9 protein-coding genes are annotated in these 9,933 nt (G+C 72.5%); 3 read left to right on the top strand and 6 right to left on the bottom strand.

The window, feature by feature from the left end; translation table 11 throughout:
* Positions 1–448 precede the first annotated feature (448 nt).
* Entirely contained in the window at positions 449–1,123 is a 675-nt protein-coding gene (locus ACSNOD_RS23155) for a Crp/Fnr family transcriptional regulator (RefSeq protein WP_004939715.1), read from the bottom strand.
* A 251-nt stretch (positions 1,124–1,374) separates the two neighbouring features.
* On the opposite strand from ACSNOD_RS23155, the gene nth reads away from it, so the two are divergent.
* Genes nth through ACSNOD_RS23140 form a run of 3 tightly spaced genes read left to right on the top strand, consistent with a single transcriptional unit; the run spans position 1,375 to position 4,157 of the window.
* A complete protein-coding gene (nth, locus tag ACSNOD_RS23150) occupies positions 1,375–2,226 on the top strand; it encodes an endonuclease III (RefSeq protein WP_436768950.1) in 852 nt (283 codons plus the stop codon).
* 14 nt (positions 2,227–2,240) lie between these two features.
* Entirely contained in the window at positions 2,241–2,945 is a 705-nt protein-coding gene (locus ACSNOD_RS23145; RefSeq protein WP_436768949.1) for an NUDIX hydrolase, read from the top strand.
* 12 nt (positions 2,946–2,957) lie between these two features.
* The gene (locus ACSNOD_RS23140; RefSeq protein WP_436768948.1) at positions 2,958–4,157 is read left to right on the top strand and encodes a MarP family serine protease; all 1,200 of its coding nucleotides are present in this window, start codon (positions 2,958–2,960) and stop codon (positions 4,155–4,157) included.
* A gap of 110 nt (positions 4,158–4,267) precedes the next feature.
* On the opposite strand, the gene ACSNOD_RS23135 is transcribed toward ACSNOD_RS23140, so the two are convergent.
* The 5 genes from ACSNOD_RS23135 to acs all read right to left on the bottom strand — a co-directional run bounded on the left by ACSNOD_RS23135 (position 4,268) and on the right by acs (position 9,759).
* Positions 4,268–4,462 (bottom strand): hypothetical protein, encoded by a 195-nt coding sequence (locus ACSNOD_RS23135; RefSeq protein WP_436768947.1) that lies wholly within the window; start codon positions 4,460–4,462, stop codon positions 4,268–4,270.
* A gap of 183 nt (positions 4,463–4,645) precedes the next feature.
* Entirely contained in the window at positions 4,646–5,722 is a 1,077-nt protein-coding gene (locus ACSNOD_RS23130) for an alpha/beta fold hydrolase (protein WP_436768946.1), read from the bottom strand.
* Positions 5,719–6,213, bottom strand: coding sequence for a phage holin family protein (locus ACSNOD_RS23125; RefSeq protein WP_436768945.1), 495 nt, complete (start codon positions 6,211–6,213; stop codon positions 5,719–5,721). Before ACSNOD_RS23125 ends, ACSNOD_RS23130 begins: the two co-directional genes overlap by 4 nt.
* Before the next feature lie 40 nt (positions 6,214–6,253).
* On the bottom strand, positions 6,254–7,645 hold the full coding sequence (gene nhaA, locus ACSNOD_RS23120) for a Na+/H+ antiporter NhaA (RefSeq protein WP_436768944.1): 1,392 nt from the start codon (positions 7,643–7,645) through the stop codon (positions 6,254–6,256).
* 152 nt (positions 7,646–7,797) lie between these two features.
* Complete coding sequence (gene acs / locus ACSNOD_RS23115) at positions 7,798–9,759, bottom strand: acetate--CoA ligase (protein WP_436768943.1); 1,962 nt, start codon at positions 9,757–9,759, stop codon at positions 7,798–7,800.
* Positions 9,760–9,933 lie beyond the last annotated feature (174 nt).

Genomic DNA, 9,933 nt, shown 5'->3' with positions numbered 1-9,933 from the left:
GGCCATGACCCGCGTGAGCGCGCCCGCCGCGGCGAGCGCCCCGGCGACCCACGGCAGGGTGGCCGGCAACCCCGCACCGTAAGCCGCGGCCTGTACAGCCCCCGCCCGGACCGTACGGCGGGGGCCGGAGCCGTAGTGACCCGGCGCGTTGCGCCCGGGGGACCGTACGGACGGGCGCCACCGCGCCGGCGAGCGCAGCCCGGGCCACGGGCCCGCATGCGCCGCGTGGCGCGAACCGGCAGGCAATCCCGCGGCGCGAGCCGCCGTGCGCCCGCCGGGCGGGCCGGCTGCGCGGTAGCGCTGTAGGGCCCGCGGGCGGGCGCACGGCGTACAGACAACAAAAAGAAAAGGGGCCCCGCCGTCAGGCGGGGCCCCTTTTCTTTGGCGCGAAAAACGCGAAAAACCACGCGCAGGGGAGCGCAACCCCAGGTCGAGAGACGACCGCGCGTCAGCGCGACCGCTTGGCCAACCGCTCCACGTCGAGCAAAATCACCGCACGCGCCTCCAGCCGCAGCCACCCGCGGCCCGCGAAGTCCGCCAGCGCCTTGTTGACCGTCTCCCGCGACGCGCCGACGAGCTGCGCCAGCTCTTCCTGCGTCAGGTCGTGGACGACGTGAATGCCCTCCTCCGACTGCACGCCGAAGCGGCGCGAGAGGTCGAGCAGCGCCTTGGCCACCCGCCCCGGAACGTCGGAGAAGACCAGGTCGGACATCGAGTCATTGGTGCGGCGCAGCCGGCGGGCGACCGCCCGCAGCAGCGCCGTGGCGACCTCGGGGCGCGCGTTCAGCCAGGGCTGGAGGTCGCCGTGGCCGAGGCCGAGCAGCTTGACCTCGGTGAGCGCGGTGGCCGTGGCCGTCCGCGGCCCGGGGTCGAAGAGCGAGAGCTCGCCGATCAGCTCGCCGGGGCCGAGCACCGCCAGCATGTTCTCGCGGCCGTCGGGAGAGGTGCGGTGCAGCTTCACCTTGCCCTCGGTCACCACATAGAGGCGGTCACCGGGGTCACCCTCGTGGAACAGGGCGTCGCCCCTCGCGAGGGTGACCTCGCCCATCGAGGCGCGCAGCTCAGCGGCCTGCTCATCATCGAGCGCCGCGAAGAGCGGGGCGCGCCGCAGAACGTCGTCCACGAGATCTCTCCTTGTCGACATGCTCAGGGTTTCGTCGGTCCCCATGATGCCGGACGGGCCAAACAGTGCGATCAATCACAAGTTTGCCGGACTGTCGTCCCGGACCGTACGGCAGGGGTCCGATTGGGGTGCGGATCGCCACGCCCGAGGCGGATGTCGGCGCCGGGCCGTACGCTGGCCGGGTGTCCAATACGCCGGTGAGAGCACAGGGCAAGGGGGCCGGAAGAGTGACCGCGGCGCGGAATTCCGCTGTGGGCGAACAGCAGCCCGCGAAGAAGAAAAAGACCACAAAAGCGGCGAATGCCCCGCGTGGCGGCTCCCCGGCGAAGCCGGCGGCCCCGGAGTCCCGCCTCGCACTCGTGCGCCGCGCCCGCCGGATCAACCGCGAGCTGGCGGAGCTCTACCCCTACGCGCATCCCGAGCTCGATTTCCGGAACCCCTTCGAGCTCCTGGTCGCCACCGTTCTCTCCGCCCAGACCACCGATCTGCGGGTCAACCAGACCACTCCCGATCTCTTCACCGTCTATCCGACACCGGAGGACATGGCCGAGGCCAACCCCGAGGAGCTGGAGCAGATCATCCGCCCCACCGGCTTCTTCCGGGCCAAGGCCAAGTCGCTGATCGGCCTGTCCACCGCGCTGCGCGACCGCTTCGGCGGCGAGGTGCCCGGCCGGCTGGAGGATCTGGTCACCCTCCCCGGGGTCGGCCGCAAGACCGCCAATGTCGTGTTGGGCAACGCCTTCGGCGTCCCCGGGATCACCGTCGACACCCACTTCGGCCGGCTCGTGCGCCGCTGGAAGTGGACGGCCGAGGAGGACCCGGAGAAGGTCGAGGCCGTCGTCTGCGATCTCTTTCCCAAGAGCGAGTGGACGATGCTCTCGCACCGGATCATCTTTCACGGCCGCCGGGTCTGCCACTCCCGCAAGCCCGCGTGCGGCGCGTGCCCGCTGGCGCCGCTGTGCCCCTCGTACGGGGAGGGGGAGACGGACCCGGAGAAGGCGCGCAAGCTGCTGAAGTACGAGCTCGCCGGGCTGCCGGGCCAGCGGCTGAGCCCGCCGCCCGACTATCCCGGCCGGCCCGCGCCCCCGCTGGGGGCGGCGTGAGCGGCAGGGGGGCGATGAGCGAGCGGGCGCGCGGGGCGGCGGGTGGACGGCCCGCCGCGCCGGCCGTCCACCGGGACGGCCTGCCGGAGTGGCTCCACCCCGTGGCCCACGCGGCCGACACCGTCGAGCCGCGGCAGCTCAGCCGTTTTCTGCCGCCAGAGACCGGCGGCCGCCAGTCCGCCGTGCTGATCCTCTTCGGCGAGGGCCCCTCGGGGCCGGAGCTGCTGCTGATGGAGCGGGCCGGCTCGCTGCGCTCCCACCCCGGCCAGCCCTCCTTCCCCGGCGGCGCCCTCGACCCGGAGGACGGCGACCCCCAGGGGGACGGCCCGCTGCGCGCCGCGCTGCGCGAGGCCGAGGAGGAGACCGGGCTGGACCCCTCGGGGGTGCAGCTCTTCGGCGTGCTGCCCCGGCTCTACATCCCGGTGAGCGGCTTCGTGGTCACCCCGGTGCTCGGCTGGTGGCGCGAGCCCAGCCCGGTCGGCCCGGTGGACGAGGCGGAAACCGCACGGGTGTTCACCGTCCCCGTGGCGGATCTCACCAACCCCGACCACCGCGCCACCGCCGTGCACCCCAGCGGTTTCCTCGGCCCCGCGTTCCTCGTCTGCGACGCGTTGGTCTGGGGGTTCACCGCGGGAGTCATCGACCGGATACTCCACTTCGCGGGATGGGAACGCCCGTGGGACCGCGAGAAGCGCGTCCCGCTCGACTGGCGCGCATGAGACGGTGTCCCGGTGAATGTGCTGGACATCTTGCTGCTGGTCGCGGCCGTGTGGTTCGCCGTGGTCGGATACCGCCAGGGCTTCGTCGTCGGCATCCTGTCGGTGATCGGCTTCATCGGCGGCGGTCTGATCGCCGTCTATCTGCTGCCGGTGATCTGGGGTCAGGTCACCGACAACGCCAGGCCGGGCACCGGCGCGGCGGTGGCGGCGGTGATCGTGGTCATCGTGTGCGCCTCCGTGGGCCAGGCGTTCACCACCCATCTGGGCAACAAGCTGCGCCGGCACATCACCTGGTCACCGGCGCGCGCCCTGGACGCGACCGGCGGCGCGCTGGTCAACGTCGTGGCGATGCTGCTGGTCGCCTGGCTGATCGGGTCCGCGCTCGCGGGCACCTCGCTGCCGACGCTCGGCAAGGAGGTCCGCAACTCCAAGGTGCTGCTGGGCGTCTCCCGGGTGATGCCCGAACAGGCGAACACCTGGTTCGCCGACTTCACCTCCGTGCTGGCGCAGAACGGCTTCCCGCAGGTCTTCAGCCCGTTCTCCAACGAGCCGATCACCTCGGTGCCGCCGCCGGACCCGCGGCTGGCGGGCAGCCCGGTGGTGGCGCGCGCCCAGGGCAGCGTGGTGAAGGTCGTGGGAACCGCGCCGTCCTGCGGAAAGGTCCTGGAGGGCACCGGCTTCGTCTTCGCGCCCAACCGGGTGATGACCAACGCGCACGTGGTGGGCGGCGTGGACGAGCCCACCGTGCAGGTGGGCGGCGAGGGCCGGCGGTACGACGCGACCGTGGTCCTCTACGACTGGGAGCGCGACATCGCCGTGCTCGACGTGCCCGCGCTCAAGGCCCCGGCGCTGCCGTTCGCCGAGGGCGACGCGCGCAGCGGTGACGACGCGATCGTCGCCGGCTTCCCCGAGAACGGGGCGTTCGACGTCCGGGCCGCCCGCGTGCGGGGGAGGATTCAGGCGAACGGCCCGGACATCTACCACCGGGGCACGGTGCGCCGCGATGTCTACTCGCTCTTCGCCACGGTCCGGCAGGGCAACTCCGGCGGCCCGCTGCTCACCGCGGACGGCCAGGTGTACGGCGTGGTCTTCGCCAAGTCGCTCGACGACGCCAACACCGGGTACGCGCTGACCGCGGACGAGGTGCGCGAGGACATCGTCCGGGGGCGCTCGGCGCAGGGGCCGGTGAACACGCAGGGCTGCGCGCTCTGAGTGCTGGTGCCGTGTGGTCGCCCGGGCCGCGTGTTCGTGAGCGCCCGGGTTGCGCGTTCCTGAGCGCCTGGGCCCCGCGGTCCTGAGCGCCCGGGCGCGGGCGCGGCCGTCTAGACGCGGATGTGGCTGTGGCGCAGCCGGGCCGAGACCCAGCGGGCCCGGCGGCGCAGAATGCGGGGAATACCGAGCCGCGGATCGCGGCCTCCCGGAGCCTGTCCTCGGGCAGGGGCCCGCTCCGGGGCCGTCAGTGCCATGGATGCGCTGCCGTCGTGCGCCGCGTCACGGTAGTCGTGCGTCCAACCCATACCCCGGACTCTGCCCGGGCCCCAAGGTCGGTAACCGCCTCCGGCGCGGCCAATCGGACTATGCGGGCGGCAACCGGCCACCTGGTCATGACCCCGTCATGAGGTCGCCCGCCGGGCCATGAGGTCGCCCACCGGCCCCGCCCCGGCCCCGTACGGTCGGCGCACCCGGGGGCGGGTCCCCGCTCAGCGGTCGGGCTCGGGGTCCTTCAGCCAGTTGACCAGCTCGTTCGTGAACGCCACCGGGTCCTCCTCGTGCGGGAAGTGCCCGAGGCCGTCGAAGAGCCGCCAGCGGTACGGCGCCTCCACGTACTCCCCCGAGCCCGCCGCGCTGCGGGTGCGCAGCACCGGGTCGAGGGAGCCGTGCAGATGCAGCGTCGGCACCCGCACCGGCCGCTTCATGCGCCGGTAGAACTGCACGCCGTCGGGGCGGGCCAGGGACCGCACCATCCACCGGTACGGCTCGATCGAGCAGTGCGCGGTGGACGGGATGGACATCGCCCGGCGGTAGGTGTCCACCGCCTCGTCGTCGGGCAGCCGGGGGCCGGACCAGTCCCGGATCAGCCGGCCGACCAGCGCCGCGTCCTCCGCGACGAGCTGCCGCTCGGGCAGCCAGGGCCGCTGGAACCCCCAGATGTGGGAGCCCGCGGTGCTCTGCCGGGGGTCGGTGAGCATGGCCGAGCGCCACCGCCGGGGGTGCGGCATGGCCGAGACCGCCAGCCGCCGCACCAGCTTCGGCCGCATGACGGCGGCCGTCCAGGCCAGATATCCGCCCAGGTCGTGCCCGACGAGCGCGGCATCGGGCTCGCCCAGCGAGCGGATCACCCCGGTGACGTCCAGGGCGAGATTGGCCGGGTCGTAACCCCGCGGCGTACGGTCGCTGCCGCCCACCCCGCGCAGATCCATCGCGACCGCCCGGAAGCCCGCGTCGGCCAGCGCGGTGAGCTGGTGGCGCCAGGTCCACCAGAACTGCGGGAAGCCGTGCAGCAGCAGCACCAGGGGGCCGTCACCGCATTCCGCGATGTGGAAGCGGGCTCCGTTCGCGGCGACGTCCCGATGGGTCCAGGGGCCCTCGATCCGTACGGCGTCCCCGTTCCCCGCGGCGCTCCCGTTCCCCGCGGCGTTCCCGTTCCCCGCGGCGTTCCCGGCCCCGTTTCCCGCCGTGGGCCCGGGGAGGGCCGGGGTGGCGCCGGGGTCCGCGGGGCCGGAGTCCGCGGGGCCGGAGGGAGGGGGCGCGGACGCTGCGGGGGTGTCGGCCGTCATACCGAAGAGCGTGTCACATCGGCGCCCGCCATGGCGCCGCTCGCGACCGTGCCGGGCTCCCCGTCCGTGGTGCGGCGCGGATGCGGCTTGACGGTCGACAGCACGGCCGCCGTCCGCTTCGCCGAGGCGATGGACTTCTCCGGCTTCTTCACCTTCTTGAACTTCGCGACGGCGAAGAGCCCGAGCAGCGCCGCGAGCACCAGATGCGCGCCGCCCACGATCAGGAACGACCAGGCCAGGCCGAGCCCGAGGTTGTGGATTCCATATGCGGCCGCAAAGCTCAGCACCGGGAGCGCGAACAGCGCCAGCACCCCCGCCGCGGTGATGGCACCGCCGCCGATGCCGGCCCGCTTGACGTCCTGCCGCAGCTCGGCCTTCGCCAACGCGATCTCGTCGTGCACCAGAGCGGACAGCTCGGCGGTCGCCGAGGCGACCAACTGGCCGAGGCTGCGACCGCCGTCCTGGCCGCCGTCCTGTTCGACTGCGCTCATCGCTTCATCCCTCATCTCGATTCGGCCGGATGCCTCCAGATCATGCCGGACTGTCATCCTTCCCGCTGCCGCCGCCCGCCACCTCGGCCCGTCGCCGGTGTTCCGCCGCCTTGGCCTCCAGGATCGCGGCCATCCGCAGGTGGTACTCCGGATTGTCCAGCTCGTAGATGTCCGGGATGCCGTCGTGGTCGTCGTCCCGCTCCTCCTCGGCGACCAGTCGGCGGTACTTCACGTCCCGTATCTTCAGCAGCGTCGCCGCGAGCACCGCCGCTATCAGGGAGCCCACGAGCACCGCGGCCTTGACCTCGTCGGCGAGCGCGGGGTCCTCGGGGAAGGCCAGCTCGCCGATGAGCAGGGACACCGTGAAGCCGATCCCCGCGAGCGAGGCGACCGCGAAGACGTCGGCCCACTCCAGGTCCTCGTTGAGCTCGGCCCGGGTGAAGCGGGCGGCGAGCCAGGAGCCGCCGAAGACCCCGACCGTCTTGCCCAACACCAGCCCGAGCACCACGCCCAGCGGCTCGGGCCGGGTGAACACATCGCCGAGGGCGCCGCCGGACACCGTCACCCCGGCCGCGAAGAAGGCGAACAGCGGCACGGCCAGCCCGGCCGACAGCGGCCGCACCAGGTGCTCGATGTGCTCGGCGGGGGAGTGCCGCTCACCGTCGCGCACGGTGCAGCGCAGCATCAGACCCATGGCCACGCCGGCGACCGTGGCATGCACCCCGCTGGCGTGCATCAGCGCCCAGATGACCACCGCGAGCGGCAGGTGGACGTACCAGCCGCGAATGCCCTTGCGGTGCAGCAGCCAGAAGACCGCCAGGCCCGCGAAGGACAGTCCCAGCGCCATGAAATTGATCGCGGTCGTGAAGAAGACGGCGATGATCAGGATCGCGAAGAGGTCGTCGACGACGGCGAGGGTGAGCAGGAACGCCCGCAGGGCGGAGGGCAGCGAGGTGCCGATGACCGCGAGGACGGCGAGCGCGAACGCGATGTCCGTGGCCGTCGGCACCGCCCAGCCGCTGAGGTCGCCCCCGCCGCTCGCGTTGACGATCACGTAGCAGAGCGCCGGCACCGCCATGCCGCAGACGGCCGCGATCACCGGCAGCGCCGCCGCCTTGGGGTCGCGCAGCTCGCCGGCCACCAGCTCGCGCTTGAGCTCGATGCCGGCGACGAAGAAGAAGACGGTGAGCAGCCCGTCCTTGGCCCAGGACGCGACCGACAGATGCAGATGGAGCGACTCGGGGCCGAAGGAGAAGTCCCGCAGGGAGGCGTACGCGTCCTTGAGCGGGGTGTTCGCGAAGAGCAGCGCGGCGACCGCGGCCACCAGCAACAGCACCCCGCCGACGGTTTCCGCCCGCAACGCGTTCGCGATGAAGGTGCGCTCGGGGAGCGAGAGACGGCCGAGGAACTTACGGGTCTGGGGCGCTGCCACGGCGAGAAGACCTCCAGGTCGGACGAGACGGACACACACGTGTGCTGTGTGCCGACCAGACTTCCCGGCGCCCCTTCAGGCACACGCCTCTGACCTGCCGCTTCGGCCGCTTCGGCGCCGGAGGCGGCCGCTCCGCGCCCCTCGCGGCGCGGTCAGTCCTCGCTGGAGGCGGCAGGCAGCCTGCTCTGGATGAGATCCATGACCGAGGAGTCGGTCAGGGTGGTGACGTCCCCCAGCGTGCGGTTCTCCGCGACATCGCGCAGCAGCCGGCGCATGATCTTGCCGGAGCGCGTCTTGGGCAGCTCGGCCACCGCCAGGATGCGCCGCGGCTTGGCGATCGGGCCGAGGGTCCTGGCCACATGGGCGCGGAGCTCCTCGGTGAGGTCCTCGCCCTCGGTCGCGGTGCCGCGCAGGATCACAAAGGCGCAGATGGCCTGGGTGGTCTGGGCGTCCGTCGCCCCGACGACGGCGGCCTCGGCCACCTTGGGGTGGGAGACGAGCGCCGACTCCACCTCGGTGGTCGAGATGTTGTGGCCGGAGACCAGCATGACGTCGTCCACCCGGCCGAGCAGCCAGATGTCGCCGTCCTCGTCCTTCTTCGCGCCGTCGCCCGCGAAGTACTTGCCCTCGAACCGCGACCAGTAGGTGTCGCGGTAGCGCTGGTCGTCGCCCCAGATGGTGCGCAGCATCGACGGCCACGGCTCGGTCAGCACCAGATAGCCGCCGGAGCCGTGGGGGACCTCGTTGGCGTCGTCGTCCACGACGGTCGCCCTGATGCCCGGCAGCGGCACCTGGGCGGAGCCGGGCTTGGTCTCCGTCACCCCCGGCAGCGGGCTGATCATCATCGCGCCGGTCTCGGTCTGCCACCAGGTGTCCACCACCGGGACCCGGTCGCCCCCGATGTGCTTGCGGTACCAGACCCACGCCTCCGGGTTGATCGGCTCGCCCACCGAGCCGAGAATCCGCAGGCTGCTCAGGTCGTACTTGGCCGGGATGTCGTCGCCCCACTTCATGCAGGCGCGAATCGCGGTGGGGGCGGTGTAGAGGATCGTGACCCCGTACTTCTGCACGATCTCCCACCAGCGGCCCTGGTGCGGGGTGTTCGGCGTGCCCTCGTAGAGCACCTGGGTGGCGCCGTTGGCCAGCGGGCCGTAGACGATGTAGGAGTGCCCGGTCACCCAGCCGACGTCGGCGGTGCACCAGTAGACATCGCTCTCCGGCTTGAGGTCGAAGACGGCGTGGTGGGTGTACGCCACCTGGGTGAGATAGCCGCCGGAGGTGTGCAGGATGCCCTTGGGCTTACCGGTGGTGCCGGAGGTGTAGAGGATGAACAGCGGGTGCTCGGCCTCGAACGCCTCCGGGGTGTGCCGGTCGGACTGGCGCTCCACCAGCTCGTGCCACCAGATGTCGCGCCCCTCGGTCCAGCCGGTCTCCTGGCCGGTGCGCCGCACCACCAGCACATGGCGGACGTTCTCCGTGCCGGGGCGGGTCAGCGCCTCGTCGACGGCCGGCTTGAGGGCGCCCGGCTCGCCCCGGCGGTAGCCGCCGTCGGCGGTGATGACCACGCGGGCGTCGGCGTCCTGGATGCGGGTGGCCAGCGCGTCGGCCGAGAAGCCGCCGAAGACCACCGAGTGCGGGGCGCCGATCCGGGCGCAGGCCAGCATCGCCACCACGGTCTCGGGGATCATCGGCATGTAGACCGCGACCCGGTCGCCGGCCCGGACGCCCAGTTCGGTGAGGGCGTTGGCCGCCTTGCACACCTCGCGCTGCAGCTCCGCGTAGGTGAGGGAGCGGGAGTCGCCCGGCTCGCCCTCGAAGTGGAGGGCCACCCGGTCGCCCAGGCCGTTCTCCACGTGGCGGTCCACGCAGTTGTACGCGACGTTCAGCCTGCCGTCCGCGAACCACTTCGCGAAGGGCGGGTTGGACCAGTCGAGCGTCTCGGTGGGTTCGGTGCTCCAGGTCAGCCGACGGGCCTGCTCGGCCCAGAAGCCCAGCCGGTCGGCCTCGGCCCGCTCGTACGCCTCCGCGGTGACGTTGGCCTGTGCGGCCAGCTCGGAGGACGGCGCGAACCTCCGCTCCTCCTTGAGGAGGTTGGCCAGGCTTTCGTTGCTCACGACATCTCCCTTTTTCCCAGGGTGCGCTTGCTTCCCGCGGCATAGCTCATCAGGCCACCGGGCCATGTGACAAGGGTCTCCGGAGGATTGGTTTAGACCTGTCAACCGGTTGGCCGCGTGGGGCGGGGGAGGCGCCGACCGCGGGTCGCGCGGGCCGCGCGAGCGGGCCGGGGC

Origin of the sequence: Streptomyces sp. URMC 123, from assembly GCF_051386515.1 — a bacterium.
Lineage (GTDB): Bacteria > Actinomycetota > Actinomycetes > Streptomycetales > Streptomycetaceae > Streptomyces.
This window is presented reverse-complemented; position numbering and strand designations above follow the sequence as displayed.

What these genes read in the sequence shown, in the direction of transcription:
- ACSNOD_RS23130 (WP_436768946.1), bottom strand. Translation starts at nt 5,722, where the DNA reads ATGACGGCCGACACCCCCGCAGCGTCCGCGCCCCCTCCCTCCGGCCCC.
- ACSNOD_RS23135 (WP_436768947.1), bottom strand. Translation starts at nt 4,462, where the DNA reads ATGGGTTGGACGCACGACTACCGTGACGCGGCGCACGACGGCAGCGCA.
- ACSNOD_RS23145 (WP_436768949.1), top strand. Translation starts at nt 2,241, where the DNA reads ATGAGCGAGCGGGCGCGCGGGGCGGCGGGTGGACGGCCCGCCGCGCCG.
- ACSNOD_RS23125 (WP_436768945.1), bottom strand. Translation starts at nt 6,213, where the DNA reads ATGAGCGCAGTCGAACAGGACGGCGGCCAGGACGGCGGTCGCAGCCTC.